Consider the following 21,121-nt stretch of genomic DNA (forward strand, 5'->3'; position numbering starts at 1 on the left):
AAAAATAGGCGGCTACTTCAGACCATACTTAGCTTAGTTAGCCTTCGACTTGAGGCTCTGAACTAACAATCATAACATTTAGATACATATTTTTTTTCTTTGAACGCTCGCGTTTATGGACTGTTTTCATGTGGGCGACGAGCGGCGCTTCAGGTCTGTTCAGAAGCGTCGAGAGAGATAAAACGAAGAGAGGTTTTCCTATGTTTCTGCGCAAGCTCAATCTCGCTCCACGCTCGGCCCTGTGCTTCGGGTTATTTTGCCTAGTGATTATTGCGTTGGGGCTCATCGCCCTTAAGCAGATGGCAAGTTTGAACGCTTCTGAAAAGTTCGTAGAAACCAACGTAGTGCCTAGCATCTCTTTGCTGGGAACGATTGACCGGGATTTTATAAGTATTAGAGGCAGCAACGCGCGGTTGCGTAATCCTGTCGAGCCAGAAAATCGTAAAACAGAAGCACTTGAGGACGTAAGGAAAGCCCAAGCAAGCGTCCAAGAAACACTTTCGACGCTTGAGCCGTACATAGTCACCGCTATGGGAAAACAGGTTTTCGGTGAATTGTCTCAACGCTATGCCGCTTACCAAAAAGTACAAGATCAATACCTGTCATTTATTTCTTCTGGCAGTCTTGATGACGCTGTGAAATTGTCTAACGAAGCAATGAAGCAATCGGCAGACACTGTGGAGCGGGATATAAAGAAACTTATTGAACTGAACACCAACAAAGCTAAAAAAGCAGGCGAGGAAGCTACTCTCATCTACGACCAGGCCAAAATTATTGTTGGGTGCTTTATCTTGGTCGGCACATTGGCTGCCATTACTCTCGCTCTGATGTATACCCGCAGCGTGACTAGCCCGGTCAGCCAGTCACTGGCCATCGCTGAGCGTATTGCCAAAAACGATCTCAGCGAGGTCATTGAGGTGCAAGGAAGCGACGAAGTTGCCAGGCTCATGCAGGCTTTGAAGGCCATGCAACAGGGGCTGCGAAATACGCTTTCTTTGATATCTGATTCGTCCAGCCAGTTAGCGTCTACTTCTGAAGAAATGCATGCCGTCACTGAGGATGCTAATAAAGGCATGCTGCGCCAAAATAACGAGGTCGAGATGGCCGCTACTGCCGTCACCGAGATGAGCGCAGCCGTAGAGGAAGTGGCTAGAAATGCCTCAGCAGCCTCCGAAGCAGCCAATCGATCCAACTCCGCCGCATTGGCAGGTCGTGCACGCGTAGATGAAACCGTTCAGGCCATCAGCTTAATGGTCGCAAATGTTGAAGACGCTTCCCAAGAAGTACAAGGGCTCGCCGTGATGGCGACCGACATCAGCAAGGTTCTGGATGTGATACGGGCTATCGCCGAGCAGACCAATCTTCTTGCATTGAATGCTGCTATCGAAGCTGCTCGTGCCGGTGAGGCAGGTCGAGGCTTCGCGGTAGTGGCGGATGAAGTAAGGGCTTTGGCTCATCGTACGCAGCAGTCGACCAGTGAGATTGAACAGATGATCAGCTCGATTCAGAAAGGCACTGGAGCGGCTGTTTCGGCAATGACCCACACCAACGCCCAAGCTCAGAGAACGCTTGACACAGCTCAAGGCGCCGGTACTGCTTTGGTGGAAATCACCGACTCTATCGATAATATCACCGAGCGCAATGTTTTGATCGCAACTGCATCGGAAGAGCAGGCTCAGGTTGCCAGGGAGGTGGATCGCAGCCTGATCAGCATCCGAGATCTATCAAGTCAAGCTTCAGAGGGTTCAAGTCAGACCGCTATTGCAACGTCTGAACTGACCAAACTCGCGGTCGAATTGAATAGGCTCGTGAAGCAGTTTCATATGTAGGGGGGCTAGTGCGCCGCGCGCCCACCGGCACGCACATACTCCAACTCCGCAGCCGTGATCAGCACCACCGGCACCCGTTGTACCGGGGACAGCGGCATGTCGTCGAGGCGGGTAGGGAAGTCTGGAGCTGGGCCGCCGAGCAGTACGCCGGCGGCGTCGTCAGTGGTGACAAACAAGTGGGGCAGTTGATCGCTCATCAAGTGCGATTGGCTGAAACCGGGCAGTTCCAGGGAGAGTACGCCGTGGCACTCCAGTTGCTGGGTGATGCCGCCAGCGTTGGCGACGTGTTCGAGCAGTTCGAATGCCCAACTGTGGCGCAGTGGGTCGACGTCGCCGAGTGTGCCTTCGGCGTTTTCAGGGATGTCGGCGGTTTCCAGGAACAGCTCCATTTCGAAGCCATTGCCCAGGCCTTCGGCGTCGTCGAAGGGGTCGGACAAACCGTCGGTTGCCAGCACGATGCTGTGGTCTCGGCGCACCACGCGATAGGCCTGACGGGTGGAGGGCCAGTAGGGGCCGCCGGTGAGGCTTGGGCTGATCAGGTAGGCGAGGACGTCTTTTTCGACGGTGCCCACGGACTGCCAGTGCTGGTCCAGGCATTCCGCGCTGGCGAGGCGTGCGTTGAGGTTGGCGGTTTGCGGGCGGCCGGAGAACCCTTTTTCCACCGAGCTGAGCGTGGTCAGGCATCAACTCACGCACGCCCATGCGGGGTGGCAGGCGGCCGGTGAGGGGGAACGTTGACGCCGGCAAAGGTGACCGGTAAACGGGCACCTTTGCCGGCTACAGAGCGGTCAATTGTCGGCCTTGACCCATTTGCAGTTTGTCAGCGTATTTCCACCATTCACGCGCAAGTAATAGGCATCCGGTGCACCATTACGCTGGTGAACTGTACCTACGGCGCCGTCGTGATAGTTGGTGTACAACTTCCCGTCAACAATCTCCCAGCCTAACGGGTAGGCCGAGGAGCGGTAAACCCACCAGCGAGGGGCCGCTCGGCAGGACAGAGAGTTGCCGTCCTGAGTCTCAAGGACTAAGAAGTTGCCATCGTTGGAGACTTTCTTGAACTTGGCTTTCGGACCGTTGGACGCGGTTGCGCTGATGTAGTCGTAGAAGCTCCACGTCGGATTGGTACCAACAAAGTAAGCATGGCCTTTCCTGACTTTACCGTCGTCGTCGACATATTCCAGCTCTAGGTTGAGCCACTCGTCATCCGGAGGGGATTGGCTGCCGCGGCGAGAGGTCAGGGGGGGACCATCGGGTACGAAGGGTTGATCGTCTGCGGCGGGCACCCGTCGTCGTTTCGATGACGGGTGCTGGATGACTGCTGATCAGCGATTGAACCGCTCAACCAACGCATATTGGGTGGATGCGGTACTCGTGAGCTCCTTGCTCAGGTCAGTGGATTGATGGGCTTGTATCGAGGTCTGGTCAGCCAGTTCGGCGATGGTGGTGATGTTGCGGCTGATCTCCTCGGCGACCGCGCTCTGTTCTTCGGTGGCGGCGGCGATCTGGGTGGTCATGTCGGTGATATGGGACACCGCTTCGCTGATGCCTACCAGAGCCTGGTCAGCTTCGAGCACCCAAGCGACGCCTTCCTGCGCTTGGCGTTGACCGTTTGCCATGCTGTTCACGGCGTTGTTGGAGGACACTTGCAACTGGGTAATCAGCCCGTGGATCTGGGTGGTGGATTGGGAGGTGCGTTGCGCCAGTTGGCGCACTTCGTCGGCGACTACGGCAAAGCCGCGGCCCATTTCACCCGCGCGGGCCGCTTCGATAGCCGCGTTGAGCGCCAGCAGGTTGGTCTGGTCGGCGATGCCTTTGATCACATCCACCACGCTGCCGATTTCGTCGCTGTCCCGGGCCAATTGCGCCACGGTGACGCCAGTCTCGGCGACGACAGTGGACAGGCGCTCGATGGCTTCACGGGTATCCCGCGCCACCTCACGACCGCGTCCGGTCAGCACGTTGGCTTGCTGGGTGGCATCCGCAGTGCGCTGTACGTGGCTGGCGACTTCTTGAGTGGTCGCGGCCATCTGGTTGACGGCGGCGGAGACTTGTTCGGTTTCGACACGCTGGCGGTCCAGGCCCTTGGAACTGGCAGTGGCCAACTGATCGGATTGCCCGGCCAGGGCACTTAGTTGTTCAGCGCTGTCCTGCAGGCGGGTGAGGCAGGTTTTCAGGCGCGCGCTCTGGCTGAGGAACGCTGTTTCCAAGCGTGCCTGTGGCCCCCGGGCGTCGCTGTACATCTGCGCGATCAACGCATCCGAAGTCGAGGGTTCGACACCTTGCAACAGGCGCAAGGTGCTGCCTTGGCGCCAGCGTGAGCAAAGCATACCGACCGGCACGGCGACGGCGACGGCCACCGCAATGGCCAGCGGTGCGCTGAGGAATAATCCAGCGAGGCTGCCAGCCAGTCCGGTTGCCACGTAAGGCACGCAGCTGACGGCGGCCGGCAGCCAGGCATCCTGGCGTGGCACGCCCGGTTTGCCCCGGCTGATACGCTGATACAGGGCCTGGGCCCGGCGGATTTCGTCGTCGCTGGGCTTGACCCGCACTGACTCGAAGCCGACAACCTTATTGTCTTCAAAAATCGCCGTGACATAAGCGTTGACCCAATAGTGGTCACCATTTTTCGAGCGATTCTTGACGATGCCCATCCACGGCTGGCCTTGTTTGAGCGCACTCCACATGTGCGCAAAAACCGCGGGGGGCACATCAGGGTGACGTACGATGTTCTGCGGCGCGCCGATCAGGTCGGCGCGTTCAAAGCCGCTGATCTCGACAAAGGCGTCGTTACAGTAAGTGATGACGCCGCGCACATCCGTGGCGGAGATGAGTTTTTGTTGCGGCGCGAGGGAAATCTCGCGTTGTGTTACAGGCTGGTTATTGCGCATTCAGACTACTCCCTGGTTGCCTTCAGGCCATCGGCGCCAACTGCAAAAAGGTTAATACACGTTGGCTAATTCGCCAGCCACTGGTCAAAAGCCTGAAACTTGCGGATGAAACCCCTCATAATGGCGGCCATTTTTGTTTAGCCGTTATTCTGGTGTGCCCCCATGGAAATCAAGGTCAACTTTCTCGACAACCTCCGGCTTGAAGCCAAGTTCGATGACTTCACGGTGATTGCCGACCAGCCCATTCGCTACAAAGGCGATGGCTCGGCACCGGGGCCGTTCGATTACTTCCTGGCGTCGTCGGCGTTGTGCGCGGCGTACTTCGTCAAGTTGTACTGCGAAACACGCAATATCCCCACGGACAATATTCGCCTGTCGCAGAACAACATCGTCGACCCGGAAAACCGCTACAACCAGATCTTCAAGATCCAGGTCGAGTTGCCGGCGGATATCTCCGACAAGGACCGCCAGGGCATCCTGCGCTCCATCGACCGTTGCACGGTTAAAAAAGTGGTGCAGGCCGGGCCTGAGTTCGTCATCGAAGAAGTCGAGAACCTGGACGCTGATGCCCAGGCGTTGTTAATGCCAGGCTCTAAGGCCGAGGGCGGCACCTACATCGCCGGCAAAGACCTGCCACTGGAGCAGACCATCGCCAACATGTCCGGCATTCTCGCCGGCTTGGGCATGAAGATCGAAATCGCTTCGTGGCGCAATATCGTGCCCAACGTCTGGTCGCTGCACATTCGCGATGCGCATTCGCCGATGTGCTTCACCAACGGCAAGGGGGCGACCAAAGAGGGCGCCTTGGCGTCGGCGTTGGGCGAGTTTATCGAGCGGCTCAACTGCAACTTCTTCTACAACGACCAGTTCTGGGGTGAAGAGCTGGCGAATGCAGCGTTCGTGCATTACCCGGATGAGCGTTGGTTCCAGCCAGGTCCCAAGGACGCGCTGCCAAGCGAAATCCTCGACGCTTACTGCCTCAAGGTTTACAACCGCGATGGCGAACTGCGTGGCTCGCACCTGTTCGATACCAACTCCGGCAACGAAGCGCGCGGGATTGTTTCGCTGCCATTCGTGCGCCAGTCCGACGGTGAGGTGGTGTACTTCCCGTCCAACCTGATCGAAAACCTTTACCTCAGCAACGGTATGAGTGCCGGCAACACCTTGGCCGAAGCCCAGGTGCAATGCTTGTCGGAGATTTTCGAGCGCGCGGTGAAGCGTGAAATCATCGAAGGTGAGTTCGCCTTGCCGGACGTACCGGCCGAGGTGCTGGCCAAGTACCCTGGCATCCTCGCCGGTATCCAGGGACTCGAAGCCCAAGGTTTCCCGGTATTGGTGAAAGATGCGTCACTGGGCGGTGAATTCCCGGTGATGTGCGTGACCCTGATGAACCCACGCACCGGCGGCGTCTTCGCCTCCTTCGGCGCGCACCCGAGCCTGGAAGTGGCACTGGAACGCAGCCTCACCGAACTGCTGCAAGGCCGCAGTTTCGAGGGTCTGAATGATCTGCCGCAGCCGACCTTCGAAGGCCAGGCGGTGACCGAGCCGAACAACTTCGTCGAGCACTTCATCGACTCCAGCGGCGTAGTGTCGTGGCGCTTCTTCAGTGCCCAGTCGGACTACGAGTTCGTTGAGTGGGATTTCTCCGGCGAGGGCGAAGACTCGAATGCCCAGGAAGCCGCGACGCTGTTCGGCATCCTTGAAGGCATGGGTAAAGAAACCTACATGGCGGTGTACGAACACCTCGGCGCCACCGCGTGCCGCATCCTGGTGCCGGACTACTCGGAAATCTACCCGGTGGATGACCTGATCTGGGACAACACCAATAAGGCGCTGTTTTTCCGCGCGGATATCCTCAACCTGCACAGCCTCAATGAGGAAGAGCTGCACGCGTTGGTCGAGCGTCTGATCGAAAGCGAGCTGGACGACTACACCGATATCACCACCCTTATCGGCATCGAGTTCGACGACAACACCGCCTGGGGTCAGTTGACCATTCTGGAGTTGAAACTGCTGATCTTCCTCGCCTTGCAGCAACACGAGGAAGCCAAAGAGTGCGTGGAGATGTTCCTGCAGTACAACGACAACACCGCTGAGCGTGGCCTGTTCTATCAAGCGATGAATGCGGTGCTGGAGATGGAACTGGACGACGACCTGGAACGGGCGGATTACGAAGCCAACTTCCGCCGCATGTTTGGCAATGAGCGGATGGACGCGGTGATTGGTTCGGTGAAGGGCGATGTGCGGTTCTATGGCCTGACGCCGACCAGTATGAAGCTGGAAGGGTTAGAGCGGCATCAGCGCCTAATCGAGAGTTACAAGAAGCTGCATTCGGCGCGGGCCAACATCACCTCAGCCTGACGCAAACGCCTGTGGGAGCCAGCTCCCACATGTGATCGGTTTCTGCTGTTAGATTTTTGCCAGGGCCTGCGCCAAACCCACGCATCTGTTTTCGTGCCAGCTCACGCTGCGGATGGGACGCCAGGCCCGGGTAAGGTCGGTGAGGCTCAGCAGGGGGTTGGGTCTCGACCCAGACCCTGCGCGTGTCGTCCTGCAAGCTGGCCTCAAACGCCGAAAAATCACCCAGGTCGACAAAGCTGAAGCGGTGCCCGGCGCTGCGTTGGCGCACCTTGTCGAACCCGCTGACCCGAACCAGCGGCGTGTTGCCGATAAGCTCGAGGACAGCGGGGCGCGGTAGCGCGGGCATGTCGTCACCGGGATACGGAGGGGTTGGACAGCAAGAGGCACAGCCTGCGTTCGACGATAGGCCGGGATCGGTCCGGTCGCAACCGGACGCTCCGCTGGCTGCCTGTTTTTGGCGCATCAGCCGGCCAGGTTCTGCAGCTGCTGCAAGCGTGCTATCACGTCAGCCCCGGCCGCTTGCATCGGCGCCCGCAACTCGCTGCCGATCAAGCCCTGCAAGGCCAGCGCCGCTTTAACCGGTGCCGGGTTGGGCTCCATGAACATCGTGTTGATCAGTGGCAGCAACCCAAAGAACGTCGCCCGCGCCTCGGCCAGTTGGTTGTCCCGCACCTGCTGGCACAAAGCCACAAACTCTTCAGTCCGTCTATGTGCCGAGGCCGCAATCGCCCCGGTCGCGCCGAGGCACAGCGCGTTGAACATCTGCACATCTTCCCCACACAACACATCCACCTCACCGCTGGCCAGCAGCGCCAGGGTATTGCCCAGGTTGCCGCCGCAGTCCTTGATCGCGACGATCCGCGGGTGGGTGACGATAGTCAGCAAGGTGGCCTGCTCGAAGGTTGCGCCGGTGCGATAGGGAATGTCATAGAGAATGATCGGCACGCTGGACGCATCGGCCACTGAGTGGAAGAAGGCCACCAGGCCGGCCTGGGACGGGCGGATGTAACTCGGCGCCGGCACCAGCAAACCGGCGATCGGCCGTTGCAGGATTTCACGCTGGAATTGCAGTAACTCGATCTGGTTATTGCCTGCCAAGCCCATGACTACGCGGTGCGCCGGCACCAACTGCAACACCGCATCCAGCACTGCGAGTTGTTCCTGGCGGCTCAGCGATGCGGCTTCCCCGGTGGTGGTGCATACCATGATCCCGGCCACGTGCTTTTCCAGCAGGTGGCTGACCAGCCGGCGCAGGCCGATAAAGTCGATGGCACCGTCATGGAACGGCGTGACCACGGGGACCCAGATACCTTGAAACGATGACATGCACTTTCTCCTGATGATTGACCGCTTGAGTCACCGTCAGAAGGGCAGAGGGAATTGTGCAAGGGAGAAGACCGTCGCGCTCAATGCCCTGTCAGCTCATCTGACGGGACAGCGCGCCCCGGTCACATGAGCGACTGTTTCTTCGATTTGAGGGCGTGCGCAACGCAACCTTGCGCCTTGGCAATGGAGCCAGTGGCGGAAAGGTTAACGAAGGACAGTGCTGACATTGGCTGACACACCCTGAATAAGGCCTCCATCTTTATGGAATATTGCAGAGTGTGTCAACGGCGTTTATTCGAATTTATCGATACGCGTGTCGGAATAGTAGAACGCGTTTTTGTCCGTGCTCGACTCGTAGAAGTAGGCGTAGTCGGTCAGGTAGTACAGGTGGTTCACCCGGTTGTATTCATCGTTATCGAAGCTGCACTTAAGTGCCTTGGCCGCCCCGAGCAGGCCAGGGTTGAGCTCGCTGGCCTGCAGTTCGCGTTCAACTACGCAGCGGGTAATCTGGACTTTGGTGCGGCTGCCAATGAGGCTATTGAGGCTGGAGCGCGTTGTTTGATAAATCACGGTGTCGCCCACCGGCAGGGATTTCCAGTTGCCGGTGAAGCTCAACTGCGTCAGCGTTTCGCTTTCTGCCATGCCCGAGGAACTGTAGGTGTTTTTCGCCACCAGCGGGATGAGGTTGCGCCAGCTCACCGTGTGGCTTTCATAGCCTTGCCCGCGGGTGGCGATGGCCAGTTGTCCGCTTGCCGCATCCTGGCTGATGAAGTCCGTACTCTGGCTGTTGGTGGTCTTGCCCTTAAAGGTCGACGTGCCGGTCATGTGCACGTATTTGAAGGCACGGGCGGGCTTGTCCAGGTTCAACGGCGTGATTGCGGCCAGCACTTGAGGTTGTACCGAGGTCAGTGCGATGGTCACCGGCGCCTTCAGGCGTGGTTTGAACGCCGGCAGCGCGGCAATCTTCTGCGGGTTGACGCACACCTTATTGAACAACTGCACATAGTCGGCATTGCTGCCGGCGATTTTCTGTGGCGTTGGGAAACTGTCGACGCGGCCATCACTGACGCGGTTGTCGGCGTCCATGTCGTAGCCGGCCAGCGCCTTATAGGTACCGTCCGTGCACGACACCGCAAAGTGCTCGCGTTTCTGCGCATAGGGGGCGTTGTAGGGCATATCGTTGAGCACCGCTGGCTCGTCGAAAGCAGCCCAGAAGCGTGTTTCGCCATTCACGGTCTTGATGCTGTTGGCGTCGATCAATACCTGGTTGCCACGCTCGTTGCTCTGCATCAGGCGCCAGTCCGGCTTAGGCGTTTCGGCACAGGCGCGCACGAATGTCTGGTTGGCGGCCAAGGTCGCGCGCAATTGCGGCGATAATTTGCGCGCCGCGCTGTAGCGGCCTGCACTGGCGGGGTAGACCCGTTGCGAGCCGTCCAGGTACAGCAAATGCAGTTGCGGCGATGAACAGGCCGCCTCGAATTGCATGGTGCGTCGCAGACCACTCAGGCCGTCCGGCATCAGCAGCTCGAAGCTGAGCAGGTCACCTTCGCGCACGATGCTGTTTTCAACCAGGGGCTGGGCGAGAGTGTCGGCGAGCATGCGGTCGACTTGGGTTTTCTGGTTGGCACAGCCGGCCAGGGTGGCGATGCCACCGATCAGCAAAAGAGGAGTGATAAAGCGCACGAGAGCCTCGTTGAGTCCATTCGGGTTTAAGGGTAACGGCGGGAAGCGCTGCATCTGTAGCCGGATGTTACAGCGCGAAAGCCTAACGAGCCAAACGGCATCTGTACAGCGCTTGCATGGCCGCAGCCGGATAGGTGCGGGTCGCAATCGTTTTACTGCATTTGCAGCGGGCCGCTAGTCTATCCAAACATTCTGGGAGAACTTCGATGATACGACGCGCGTGCCTGGCTGCTCTGCTGACCCTATCTGCCTCGATCGCCTTGGGCGCCACGAGCTACGATCATCTGTATGCCTTTGGCGACAGCTATTCCGACAATGGCGCGGGCGAAGCGCTCACCACTCGACTCGCAACGCAAAAGGTCAAGGATGCCCAAGCGCTGCCAGGCCCGCTGTATTGGAAGGGACGCTGGAGCAATGGCCCGACCGCCGTCGAAGGCTTGGCCGACGCACTGAACATACCCCTGACCGACTACGCGGTAGGGGGGGCCAAAAGTGGCCACGGCAACTACTACACGTGGATGATGCCGTCCCAGGATACGGGGGTCCTGGGCCAGGTCGCCGAGCACTTGCAGGCCGCCAAGTCGCACAAAGCCGACCCCAAGGCGCTGTATTTCATCTTCATCTCGGCCAACGATTTTTTCGAATGGGCCGATTTCTCCCATCCTGAAACCATTGAAGCGCTGAGTGAATCCAGCCTGGCCAACATTCGCAGTGCCACCGAGCAATTGGTAGCGGCGGGCGCCAGGCACGTGATGGTAGTTGGGACTACCGACCTCAGCCATGTACCCGCCGTGGTGCAGGGCAACCAGGTCGACAATGCGAAGAAATACCAGCAGTTGCTGGCGCAAAAACTCCCGGCGGCGCTGGCGCAGATCGGCGCGGCAAAGGTCAGCTATTTCGACCACTTGGCCTTCAGCGACAAACTGCGCGCCAATCCCGCCGCCAACGGCTTCAAGGACATGGACACGCCGTGCCAAGCCACCTACCCAGAAGTGAAACCGCTGTGCACCAACCCCGACGCCCACTATTACTGGGACGAATGGCACCCCACCCGCACAGTCCATGTGCTGGCGGCCAAGGCGATGCTTGAGGTGCTGCCTTAACCTGCGGCCACCGCCGCTTCAATCGCGGCGATGAAGGGCGGTGCCGTTGTACCAGAGACAAAGGGTATTTTTGCGGTTCATGGTCGGACGCCACGGAAAATTTAAGGTGATTTAAGCCCTGCGCGCCATCAACAACACCGTCGCCGCCGCTGACAGCAACCCCGCGCAGCCCCGATTAAACATCCGCTTGCCCCGAGGCTCGGCAAACCAGCGCCGCATATGCAGGCCCATATAGGCGTAGGCACTGATGGCTATCCATTCCAGCACCAGGAACATCACCCCCAGGAGGGCGAATTGCGGAGTGATCGGCTCGCCGCGCACGACGAATTGCGGCAGGAACGCGGTGAAGATCAAGATGGCTTTCGGATTGCTGGTGCCCAGTTTGATTTCTACCTGCTGGATGGTCGCTTTCGAGCTTGTACGTAAGGCGGCCGTCTCAGCAGGTTAGTGATTAATCAGCGGCCCTGTTGCAACTGCGCTAGCCCAGCATCCAAAGCTGTGGCCGCGTCGATGATTCGTCGCACGGCCGCACGATCGAACTCATTGTCGCGTTGGGCATCATGTGTCCCGCTGTTTAGGTAGCTCCATTCAATCGATCCACCGTTAATACCTAAAAGATCATCGAGCGCTGCTACTACTGCTGGTATCGCTGGATGTGGATTCGGCATGCGTCCCAGAGCTCCACGCAACTTCACGCACTTGTTATTGAGTTCCCAGTTTGCCCGAGGTCCGCTAAGTTTCAATTCCAAACGGCCATCCCCGCGTTTTCCCAGCCATGTCCATAAGCGATCCGTCAGGCTTTCAATGGCAGGTCTCGAGTGCCGCAGAGCATCCCGTTTTTCTTCAGCAGCAAGGGATGCCTGGGCCAGGAGGACGTAGTTCTTCGTGGGTGGGTCGGCATCGACGCGCAAGTGGTGTTCGCCTTCACGCGGGAGAAACTTATAGACCTTGATCAACTGCGCCCTCTGTACTCCCAACTCTTGCTGGATACGATGTAGAAATTCCTCAGCATGCGATGTCAGGATGACTTGCTTTCCACCAAGCAGGTCGTCTTCAAAAAAGGTCCGCCATATCCCATTTCGGTGTTCGTCATCTATGGCGTTCACAACGTCATCGAAAATCACCACAGGACACCCTTGATCGATGTTTTTTGCTAGCAATATAGCCAAACCCAGGCACTTGATATGCCCTTCACTGAGGATCACTAGGGCGTCATAACGAACCCCAGGTTCGGCTGAAAACTCAATCTCGATCTTGCCGTTCTCCGCCAGCGGAAGCCACAGGGCATGAAGTAGTTCGGCGGGCGGATCATCCCGGTTGAACGAGTTGTACAGGTTTCGAGCTCTCTGCCCAAGGCCTTGCAATAGGAGCGCTGGCAGCCCGTCCAGATATTGCCTCAAAGCCTCGAGGAATCCGTCGTAGCTGTCTTTGATCATCTTGTGATGAGCGATCTGCTGCGCCTCCGTGGCGACTTCAGCTACCAGTTCATGATTCGCTACTTCGAACTGTGCGACTTCGTTCTGTGCATCGAGCACCGCTTGTAGACTGGTGGCTCGAATGGTTTTACAGCGTTCTATCTCGGAGCGATATCCGTCCAGACGTTCACGTTCTTGAGCCAGGCTCTGGCGTTGGCCGAGGATTAAATGACTTTCAGCGTCTTTCTTCTCAATGGCGGCGACTAAGTTGAGTAGCGTCCGCCAGGCATGTTGATTGTTGTCCAACCAGGGCTTGAGCCACTCGCCCGCAGATGTTGGAGGCAGTAGCGGCAGGTTGGCTACTCTCAGTTCCTCGGGACTCACGGCCACGAGAGCACGAATAGCCGAAGACATGGCTACGAGCAATTCGTGAAGTACGCTAGTCAGTGCCTGATCATGTTGTACTTTCTTCTGCTCAATGGCCGCCAGTTCGGCGAGTTGCTGGAGACCAACTTGTGCCTTTTCGAATGGATTCTGGGCAACGTTACCGAGATCGGTTCCGCAGGCTGGGCACGAATTCGCCCCATCATTCAGTTGAAGTACAGCCTCGTAGAGATGTGTATATGAAACATCTTCGGCGCGTGCTGCCAGTTGCTGTTTTGCGGCCGACAGTAGCTCATCAATGCGATATGCCTCTGCGAGCAGAGCGGCAAGATTGACCTGGTTGACATCATAAATCTGAGGTGATGGTGCGTTGAGTAAACCTTGAACATAGGGCAGCCGCCCTTGTGTTTGCGCATTTCCAAACAGCCAATCGCATACTTCGGCGAATGATTTGCCCGCCCATATACGTTCGGCCACTGCCGATTCATCACGATCTGACTGAGCGAGTTTTTCGGGGTTTGTTTTGATTAGTTGCTCAGAAGCAGCTAAATGAGCGCGTCGACCCGATAGCGTTAGTGCTTTCAGGCCAGTCAGGTTGAGATTCTCGTCAAGGGTTGGATTAAAACCTCGAACGAATTCGCTGAACTGATCCACCCCAAACAAAGTTGCGATCAGTTGGCGCTGGTCACCAGGGGTTCGAGCGGCTATTCGAGCGAAGTCATCCAGACGATTCTTTTCGATGAAACAGAATCGGTAGGTATTTTCACTGGGCACCACCGCCGCTGGAGCCGCTTCGCCCTCCCATGAGGTCAGGACCGGTAGTACGTGCCGATGAAGTCTAGCGTTATTGCAGTAAGCACGATGCTCCACGCGCTTTACCTTTGCCTCGCTAATCGATCCAAGCATGGCGGCTTCCAGCGCTTCGCAAAAACTGCTTTTCCCTGTGCCATTGGCTCCATAGACGAGCGTTATATCTCTGCTAAGGTCAAACGTCTCCTGTCGCATGAAACCGCGAAAGGGGCCTACGGTAAGCTCATGCAAGCGTCCAACGAGCGGCTCACGTCCATCAAGCGGCACGTGCTGCTGAAGTTGGGCGGGCGTGTTCAACAGATGTTGTACTGCGATAGGCGCTGGTCGCCCTGAGCGTGCGCGGCGTGCAGTACCTACTTCAGCAAGATGGCCCAAATTGGCGAGCACAAGATTCGCCATTCTCCTCACATTTTCTGGTGCTGGTGGTATGTCCAGTGACGCAAGAAATCTCTGATATTCAGCCAGAATGGAGGTCATAACCGGTCCTTGATGAGGTTTACATCCGTGGGTTTACATCAATATAGTGTGAATTCGCCATCAACGAACTTGCTATTTGAAACAATCGCTAGCCCATAGCTGTTGTGTGTATTTGCTGGGTGCCTGAGCGCCTTTAAATGGCCGAAAGTGGTCTTTTGTGAGGTTTTATATTGCGCATCACCAGGCTTGCTGGGGCCCAGCTTGATTCTCAGCGGCTGGATGGCCGCATTCGACCGATTCTGTTGAAAAAGTAGGTCTCCTGTCGATCTATAGCGCGCGACCAGCTAAAGCAGGTTGGCTAGAAAGCGCCCCCTTGAGAGCCTAAGAAACCAGTATCATCCGATAGGTGATATCGAGAGCAGAACTATGAAAGAGAAAGAGGCATGTGCGATTTTGCAAGCACAAGGTTGGGCCTGTGGAAAGGATGAGGTAAGTGACCGCTTTTGCATCAAGTGTTTGGGCGAGATCCAAGTCCAGATCATTCCGACTATAGGGAAGCGCTCGGATCATTTTAGAGTTTCGTTCATGCCCTCCATCTCCTCGACAGCGTTTTCGGATGCTGTCGCGTTCATCTTTGGGGAGGGAAAATATTTTTCACCTGTCATCGTAAGCAACGAAACGCCCCAGAAGCTAGAGACCATTGGCGCTGACGATGTAGTCGAGCTATCTGACAGGGCGTTATCTTGGGCTCAGAATCAAGATATAGATGCCGGCTTGGCGCTCTACAGGTCTTTACCTACAGACGCCAAAGGAGCAATGCCACTCAGGCATCTAGCTGCGCTAGCAATTGCGCAAGATGTCGATCAGTTAGAGGATTACGAAAAAAGCTTTAAAAAGGGCGAAAGGCTGGGGTTCGTCCCATACATCACCGTTGAAATGATTGAGCGCTCGCTGCTGATTGCTCGGGGAAACGCTCCCAAGGTTAACTGATTCCCTGAGTCGCTCCATCGACTGATCTGCGGCAAAATCACTCCATCGGCCAACGGGAGAGTACGCAGCATGATGGGACAGTTATCGAGTGGGCAGGAGCGGCTGTTTTACTCGTTCAACCTTGAAGACCACATCCCAAAAAATCATCTTCTGCGCAGCATTGATCGGTGTCTCGATCTGAGCGACCTGCGCCACTACCTCGCCGATTTCTATAGCCCAATTGGGCGTCCTTCGATTGATCCTGAGCTGATGATCCGCATGCTAGTCGTGGGCTATTGCTATGGCATCCGCTCCGAACGGCGGTTGTGCGAAGAGGCCCATTTGAACCTGGCATATCGCTGGTTCTGCCGGTTGAGCCTTGAAGATGAAGTCCCCAACCACTCAACCTTTTCGAAAAATCGACACGGCCGTTTTCGAGAGAGTGATCTGTTTCGCTGGTTGTTCAATGAAGTGCTGCGTCGCTGCATGGACGCCGGCCTGGTCAAGGGCGAAGGCTTTGCCGTGGACGCCAGCATCATCAAAGCGGATGCGAGTCGGCAGCGCGGCGTACCGGGTGATGAACCGGTCAACTGGAGCGATCCGGCCCTGAGCACCCGCGCCGTGCGTGAGTACCTTGAAGGCCTTGATGAAGAGGCTTTGGCCGAAACGCTACCGAAGCGCCTGTCGCTGACGGATCCTCAAGCCCGCTGGACCGCTGCGCCAGGCGGCCCAGCTTTCTACGCTTACTCCACGAATTATCTGATCGATACCGAGCACGGCATGATCATGGATGTCGAACCCACACCCGCTCATCGAACCGCAGAAGTCGAGAGCACCAAGACCATGATCGATCGGGTCGAAGCGCAATTCGACATCAAGCCGGAGCGTCTCATTGGCGACACCGCTTACGGTACCGCGCCGATGCTGGCCTGGATGGTGGAGGAAAAAGACATCGAACCGCATGTGCCGGTGTGGGACAAAACCGAGCGCAAGAACGACAGTTTTTCGAGCAACGATTTCCACTGGAATGAAGAGGCTGAGGAATACCGCTGCCCGGCCGGAAACCCATTGCGCAGCGAATGGCGAGCCTTCAAGAATGAGCGTTCACATGTCACCAAAGCCAACACCATCATCTTCCGATCCCGGCAGACCGACTGCGCTACGTGTGCGATGAAAGCCAAGTGCTGCCCAAACACAGCGTTCCGCAAGATCGCTCGCAGCGTCCATGAAGCCGCTCGCGATGTGGCTCGGCGCATTGCAGCAACGCCGGCATATCAGCGGTCTCGCCACGAACGTAAAAAGGTCGAAATGTTGTTTGCCCACCTCAAGCGCATCCTGAAATTGGATCGGCTGCGGCTACGTGGCATGAGTGGCGCGACGGATGAATTCACGCTGGCCGCTGCAGTGCAGAACCTGCGACGGCTTGCCAAATTTTCATCTCAAGGGCCACCAGTCACGGGATAGGTGCGCCTGCACCAAGCAAAAAACCTCAAATTAACCCAATAACAGAGCGGCAAAGGTCATCGAAGGACCGAAAAACCACTCAATGTGGTGAGTAGGTTCTCTCGTGGTGGTCGTGCCTGAGTTCAGGCCGTTTGAAAATCCGACTTTTTCAACAGAATCGGTCGATCTCTGCCTGTCGCGAGGGCCGTAATTGACCCAGTGCGGATGCCCAGACATTCAAACCAAACGAGTAGATAATCGACTGCTATTACAGCCATTTCCAGTACGTATGAACAACGAATCTTCCCAGAGCGAATCTACCGGCAGCAGTACAGCATATAACCTTGCGCAGGCCCACGGTGTCCGGCCCCTGTACGTTGATGGCTATCATCAAACGGTAGAACTGTGCGGTCGTGTCGCCTGCGGCTGGCTGTTCCGCTACAGGATCATTTGCAGCTTGGACATCCCAGCGCATGACCAAGAGTTATTCGCTGGCGTTGTAGGTTGCTTGGTTGCTGACGACGGAGAGATACGTGATCTCTCAGGTCCGATGTTCATGGACATGCTTCATATGCTGGCATAGCTCGCGGGACCACTTTCGCCGACCTCTCCCGGTCACAATGGGCGGGAGTCGACCCGAAGCAGCCGTTCGGCAAGTTCTGTTTTTCAGCGCAGAATCGAACATTGGACACGATGATGGCCAAATAGTATCATTCTGAATGCTGCTCTGAATTTTATGGGGATGCGAGGCCTATCGCTATCCATATCGCGTTCCTTTGGAGCAAGGCTAAAACCGTTTCATAGACAATTTTTAAGATTTATACATGATAAAAAAATCTAAATTCTTATTAGTCGCTTCTTGCGTAATTATTTCGGCTTGTTCCGGTATTCCATATGCTCCTAAAGGCTCGACAATGTACGAAGGGGGATACAGCGACGTAAAAACAGGCACCAACACCTATACAGTCATTTTTGAAGGTAACGGTTACAACAAACAAGAACAAGTTGTTGGTTTTGTCAAGAAACGGGCAGGCGAGTTATGCAGTCCACTTAAAGCAGAAACGGAAATTCGCCCTTTTTTAAAAGAGAAAACAAATTACGCAGCTCTAAACGGACAGCTCTATGTAACACAGCATAAATTCCCTAGCGCAGAAGCGTCTGTTGTTTGCGTCGAATAAGCGGCATTATCGCTGTCCATTCATGGCATCGCGCGCATGAATCTTCCCTGATTTCCTGGACACATCTGATGGGCTGCTTTTGGCCGGTTTTTGCCTGTCACCAAACGGCAGGAGTCGGCCAGAAGCGGACGTTTAGAACAGAGAAATAAATCTGTTCTCTTTTCCCAATGGACATCATTGCGGCGTACGCAAGGCTATCGCGTGGTGCGCGCAGCGCTCTCTACAAAAGCACTTTAGCACTTGGCGCCGCACAATTAGGCGAAGCATGGACTTCGCGTACACTAACGTTATGCCTGAGCCAATGCACTAACGAACAGCTCGTAGAGTGCTTGTGGTGGTATTGGGGGGAATACGCAACTAGCACGGTTGAAGTTACAAGCGCCAGCTGAGTGCAGCGTGAGTGCCCCACCAGTTAAAAGAAAACTGATGCTCTGGCGACTCCTGAAGTGGCTGGCATTTCTTTCTTCATCTGTTCCGGCACATGGTTGAAGGTCTAGCCTGTAGCGTGCAGGATCGGGTTGGATGGTACAGCGGTTCTTACACCCATCAACTTGATCTAGAAATTGCCTCTTTGCTAATCAGTGTCTGCGCACGCACATATTGTCCTGGCGTAACACCCATTATCCGACGGAACATGGCAATGAAAGCACTAATATTTTCGTAGCCAACCTCAATCGCCGTTGTCGTCACTGACATCCCCTCGACCAATAGTTGAATAGCGCGCAACGTGCGCGCACGCTGTCGCCATTCAGAAAAACTAAAACCGGTTTCAGCGACCAGACGCCGGGCAAGTGTTCTAGGTGCCATACCTGACCAAGCAGCCCAATCCTCAAGTGATCTATTGTCATCAAGCTGAGCAAGTATCGCATCGGTGATACGCCTCAAGCGCGGGTCATTGGGGTGCGTCAGACCGATGGGTTCAGCGGGTGAGGTAGCAATTTCATCTAAGATGACTGCTGCAACCCGCGACTCCATTTCGTTGCGGGGTGGCTGTCCCCACGACGCAGCGCGGCTTATCGCTTCGCGCAGCAAACTGCTGACCCTAAATGTGCATGGCATTTGATGCAGGATCCCGCACTCTTGCTCCGCGATATAGACCATCGCTCCTGCAAAAGCGCCATGTGACATCATCGCGTGTGCGACACGGGGAGGTATCCAAATGGCATGGGTAGCCGGCACTACCCATGAGCCGCCGTCAGTGCTGACGGAAAGCAGGCCGGCAAGGCTTGCGATTAGTTGGCCTTTCGTATGAGTGTGGGGCGCCGTTTCGCGGATCGCCCGGTCGCGTTGCTCTATCGCCAACAGTGGCATAAGCGCGCGGTTCATGGCTGGTTTACGTTATCCAATGTCATATCCGAGGTAGCCATATCCTGAATGCCTAATGGAGAATAAGACCGGTCAGAGGAATACTCAATGTCTAAAAATCGCAAATGTCGCTTCTCTTGGATTGGCCTGATTATGCGTACCCCTCACACATTTATTTTCTGTGTTTTGGCCGTAACAGCTGGATGTGCAAGCTCACCTCCCATTTGGCCCGTGAACCTTTAAAGGATCATTTGATGAATTCTAACCACATGGTGCATGCCGTCGATCATATTGGCTTCGCAGTCAGTTCATTGGAAGAAGCCATTCGCTTCTGGACAATTGGACTTGGGTTCACTCTTGAGCGTCAGTCGGAAATGGGCGGATCATTCATTTTGCAAGTAACCGGCACCGCCGATCCGAGCGTGCGAACGGCGATAGTCAAAGGCCCGGATGGCAGCCGAGTAGAGTTGCTGGAATATTCGCAGGGTGAACGCCACGGTATCACTCCACCTACGGCATCAGCGATTGGTTCAGCGCATTTGGCATTGAGAGTGCAGGACATATACGCAGTACTCGAACGCATTGAGCAAGCAGGCTGGAAAGCAAGAGGCAAGCCTCAAGCGATTCCCGCAGGCCCACGCAAGGGAACTCTAGTTGTATATGTGACCGGGCCAGATCAAATCACTCTGGAACTGATGCAGGCTAATGAGTAGCTTCCTGCCGAAGGCTGTTAAGCTTATTTCCCTAAAGCAATTACTTAAAGCGCTCTCCGTCGCGCATGACGTCTCATGCCAACTGGTCTCAATGGTTATCATCGGTTGGCATGTCCCCCGATAGCTTCTCCAGCAGCCTCAAATTTGACCAGTCTGAGCTGGCAATCGACGCGGCCCGCCGCGATCAAAGTTTAGTGCTTACCAGCCCTTGGTTGGTTGAAGAAGACGTACAACTAGGCTTTCTCGTACTTGTCTTTGAATCTGTACTAAAGACTGGCAAGGGCTATTATTTGGTGCAGGCCAAAGATGTGGTGCTGGGTGAAGCAGCCCAACTTTTGCGCCGGTGGCTTTGCGGCGTAGCGCAGCGAGTTCAACAAAACTGATGACTTAATGGCGATGCTTTCTATTTGACGTGAACGGCAGGGGTCGAGAAGGTGACTTTGCCAGACGCCTTTCGCCAAGGCGCCAGGATCAGTGCAATCGCGCAATGCAACCTCACAGGTTCACCGGACGACCGGACGAAGGTGTACACCATTCTGGAGCCCCATTTATGGGGCGGCATGGTGGTGCCGCTCAACAGTTCTCGGCCATGTGCGGTCTCATTAGTCGTTATGACCTCAAAGTCGTATTTGAGCGAGTTGGTGGTTACGTCGTACTGTCCAGCTTGCCGCCGTTTTTTATCTGGCTCAATCTGTATTGTGTATTCAGTACTCGTCGCGGGTGCTCCTGGAACGGTGCCTTCATTTCTTCGTAGATGTCCATCGTCCTTTCTTACCTGAGCGCAATTTGCCGGCGAGCCATGACAGCGTTATGGCCGGAATTGAGAGAACGGCCGCAACGATGATACCGGCAGCTAGCAACGGGGATGTACCAGAAGTCGCCAAAACCACGGGGACCTGAGAGAGTATTACGATGGCGCCTGCGGACCACTGTGAGCTTTTTAGAACGGCTCCAAGGATCACGGACAACACTAGCGCGGCGGGGTAGATGATGGTCCAGTAACTGGCCAGGTCCCAAGGCTCCTCAGCTCCTGTGATTGCTGAAACAACAGTCCAAAAAAATAGGGACACAACGCAGGTAAAAATAAATGGCATGAATAATTCCTAGACCTTCCGAGCCAGTCGGCGTTGGTCGTTATCGTAATTGTGATGGAGGGGCCAGTCTCTTGGTCGCGGTAGGGACGGCAATTACCTGCCGCCCCCCGCACAGATCCGTACGTGCGGAACTACCGCATACGGCTCCTGCCTCGGGTATGTGACGCGAAGCGATCCTCAGGGTAAGGATGTGCATTTCT

Annotated in this window: 15 protein-coding genes and 3 pseudogenes; 8 read left to right on the forward strand and 10 right to left on the reverse strand. The window is 56.0% G+C overall.

The features are described from left to right. Positions 1–200: 200 nt before the first annotated feature. Positions 201–1,829, forward strand: coding sequence for a methyl-accepting chemotaxis protein (locus AACY44_RS16815; RefSeq protein WP_339416332.1), 1,629 nt, complete (start codon positions 201–203; stop codon positions 1,827–1,829). Positions 1,830–1,834: 5 nt separating this feature from the next. Here the strand turns inward: AACY44_RS16815 and AACY44_RS16820 are convergent, their stop codons facing one another. From AACY44_RS16820 to AACY44_RS27770, 4 genes and pseudogenes are all read right to left on the reverse strand, one after another. Next, positions 1,835–2,491, reverse strand: coding sequence for a Suppressor of fused protein (SUFU) (locus tag AACY44_RS16820; protein WP_339530692.1), 657 nt, complete (start codon positions 2,489–2,491; stop codon positions 1,835–1,837). Positions 2,492–2,617: 126 nt separating this feature from the next. Further along, a complete protein-coding gene (locus AACY44_RS16825) occupies positions 2,618–3,115 on the reverse strand; it encodes a hypothetical protein (RefSeq protein ID WP_339439108.1) in 498 nt (165 codons plus the stop codon). A 39-nt stretch (positions 3,116–3,154) separates the two neighbouring features. Then, positions 3,155–4,189, reverse strand: a complete 1,035-nt coding sequence (locus AACY44_RS16830; protein WP_445261129.1) for a methyl-accepting chemotaxis protein — start codon at positions 4,187–4,189, stop codon at positions 3,155–3,157. 249 nt (positions 4,190–4,438) lie between these two features. Further along, positions 4,439–4,720, reverse strand: a pseudogene (locus tag AACY44_RS27770) (PAS domain-containing protein); the annotation flags it as partial. A 162-nt stretch (positions 4,721–4,882) separates the two neighbouring features. Here AACY44_RS27770 and AACY44_RS16835 point away from each other — a divergent pair. Next, positions 4,883–7,081 (forward strand): OsmC domain/YcaO domain-containing protein, encoded by a 2,199-nt coding sequence (locus AACY44_RS16835; protein WP_339416017.1) that lies wholly within the window; start codon positions 4,883–4,885, stop codon positions 7,079–7,081. Positions 7,082–7,198: 117 nt separating this feature from the next. Here the strand turns inward: AACY44_RS16835 and AACY44_RS16840 are convergent. The 3 genes and pseudogenes from AACY44_RS16840 to AACY44_RS16850 all read right to left on the reverse strand — a co-directional run. After that, positions 7,199–7,358 (reverse strand): annotated as a pseudogene (locus tag AACY44_RS16840) (cystathionine beta-lyase); the annotation flags it as partial. A 185-nt stretch (positions 7,359–7,543) separates the two neighbouring features. Then, entirely contained in the window at positions 7,544–8,407 is an 864-nt protein-coding gene (gene dapA, locus AACY44_RS16845) for a 4-hydroxy-tetrahydrodipicolinate synthase (RefSeq protein WP_339416018.1), read from the reverse strand. A gap of 291 nt (positions 8,408–8,698) precedes the next feature. Next, positions 8,699–10,090 carry a hypothetical protein gene (locus AACY44_RS16850; RefSeq protein WP_339416020.1) on the reverse strand — a complete coding sequence of 464 codons (1,392 nt, stop codon included), beginning with the start codon at positions 10,088–10,090 and terminating at the stop codon, positions 8,699–8,701. A gap of 206 nt (positions 10,091–10,296) precedes the next feature. On the opposite strand from AACY44_RS16850, the gene AACY44_RS16855 reads away from it, so the two are divergent. After that, positions 10,297–11,193, forward strand: coding sequence for an SGNH/GDSL hydrolase family protein (locus tag AACY44_RS16855; RefSeq protein ID WP_339436565.1), 897 nt, complete (start codon positions 10,297–10,299; stop codon positions 11,191–11,193). Between the two features lie 111 nt (positions 11,194–11,304). Here the strand turns inward: AACY44_RS16855 and AACY44_RS16860 are convergent. Both AACY44_RS16860 and AACY44_RS16865 read right to left on the reverse strand, forming a co-directional pair. Further along, positions 11,305–11,565, reverse strand: a pseudogene (locus AACY44_RS16860) (LysE family translocator); the annotation flags it as partial. A gap of 83 nt (positions 11,566–11,648) precedes the next feature. Then, on the reverse strand, positions 11,649–14,279 hold the full coding sequence (locus AACY44_RS16865; RefSeq protein ID WP_339530695.1) for an AAA family ATPase: 2,631 nt from the start codon (positions 14,277–14,279) through the stop codon (positions 11,649–11,651). A gap of 366 nt (positions 14,280–14,645) precedes the next feature. On the opposite strand from AACY44_RS16865, the gene AACY44_RS16870 reads away from it, so the two are divergent. From AACY44_RS16870 to AACY44_RS16880, 3 genes are all read left to right on the forward strand, one after another. Next, complete coding sequence (locus AACY44_RS16870) at positions 14,646–15,209, forward strand: DUF6990 domain-containing protein (protein ID WP_339530696.1); 564 nt, start codon at positions 14,646–14,648, stop codon at positions 15,207–15,209. A 69-nt stretch (positions 15,210–15,278) separates the two neighbouring features. Then, a complete protein-coding gene (locus AACY44_RS16875; protein WP_339530698.1) occupies positions 15,279–16,652 on the forward strand; it encodes an IS1182 family transposase in 1,374 nt (457 codons plus the stop codon). Positions 16,653–17,455: 803 nt separating this feature from the next. Then, positions 17,456–17,809 (forward strand): hypothetical protein, encoded by a 354-nt coding sequence (locus AACY44_RS16880; RefSeq protein ID WP_339436563.1) that lies wholly within the window; start codon positions 17,456–17,458, stop codon positions 17,807–17,809. Positions 17,810–18,355: 546 nt separating this feature from the next. On the opposite strand, the gene AACY44_RS16885 is transcribed toward AACY44_RS16880, so the two are convergent. Further along, complete coding sequence (locus AACY44_RS16885; protein ID WP_339436562.1) at positions 18,356–19,135, reverse strand: AraC family transcriptional regulator; 780 nt, start codon at positions 19,133–19,135, stop codon at positions 18,356–18,358. A 233-nt stretch (positions 19,136–19,368) separates the two neighbouring features. On the opposite strand from AACY44_RS16885, the gene AACY44_RS16890 reads away from it, so the two are divergent. Both AACY44_RS16890 and AACY44_RS16895 read left to right on the forward strand, forming a co-directional pair. Beyond that, positions 19,369–19,827, forward strand: coding sequence for a VOC family protein (locus AACY44_RS16890; protein WP_017530049.1), 459 nt, complete (start codon positions 19,369–19,371; stop codon positions 19,825–19,827). A gap of 110 nt (positions 19,828–19,937) precedes the next feature. Further along, positions 19,938–20,210: a hypothetical protein gene (locus tag AACY44_RS16895; RefSeq protein ID WP_339428524.1), complete on the forward strand. Its 273-nt coding sequence runs from the start codon at positions 19,938–19,940 to the stop codon at positions 20,208–20,210. Positions 20,211–21,121 lie beyond the last annotated feature (911 nt).

The sequence above is a fragment of the Pseudomonas sp. RA_15y_Pfl1_P11 genome (assembly GCF_963970975.1).
In the GTDB taxonomy this organism is placed as follows: Bacteria; Pseudomonadota; Gammaproteobacteria; order Pseudomonadales; family Pseudomonadaceae; genus Aquipseudomonas; species Aquipseudomonas tritici.

Coding starts and splice junctions, on each gene's coding strand:
- AACY44_RS16815 (WP_339416332.1), top strand. CDS start 201: ATGTTTCTGCGCAAGCTCAATCTCGCTCCACGCTCGGCCCTGTGCTTC.
- AACY44_RS16835 (WP_339416017.1), top strand. CDS start 4,883: ATGGAAATCAAGGTCAACTTTCTCGACAACCTCCGGCTTGAAGCCAAG.
- dapA (WP_339416018.1), bottom strand. CDS start 8,407: ATGTCATCGTTTCAAGGTATCTGGGTCCCCGTGGTCACGCCGTTCCAT.
- AACY44_RS16855 (WP_339436565.1), top strand. CDS start 10,297: ATGATACGACGCGCGTGCCTGGCTGCTCTGCTGACCCTATCTGCCTCG.
- AACY44_RS16865 (WP_339530695.1), bottom strand. CDS start 14,279: ATGACCTCCATTCTGGCTGAATATCAGAGATTTCTTGCGTCACTGGAC.
- AACY44_RS16870 (WP_339530696.1), top strand. CDS start 14,646: ATGAAAGAGAAAGAGGCATGTGCGATTTTGCAAGCACAAGGTTGGGCC.
- AACY44_RS16875 (WP_339530698.1), top strand. CDS start 15,279: ATGATGGGACAGTTATCGAGTGGGCAGGAGCGGCTGTTTTACTCGTTC.
- AACY44_RS16880 (WP_339436563.1), top strand. CDS start 17,456: ATGATAAAAAAATCTAAATTCTTATTAGTCGCTTCTTGCGTAATTATT.
- AACY44_RS16885 (WP_339436562.1), bottom strand. CDS start 19,135: ATGAACCGCGCGCTTATGCCACTGTTGGCGATAGAGCAACGCGACCGG.
- AACY44_RS16890 (WP_017530049.1), top strand. CDS start 19,369: ATGAATTCTAACCACATGGTGCATGCCGTCGATCATATTGGCTTCGCA.
- AACY44_RS16895 (WP_339428524.1), top strand. CDS start 19,938: ATGTCCCCCGATAGCTTCTCCAGCAGCCTCAAATTTGACCAGTCTGAG.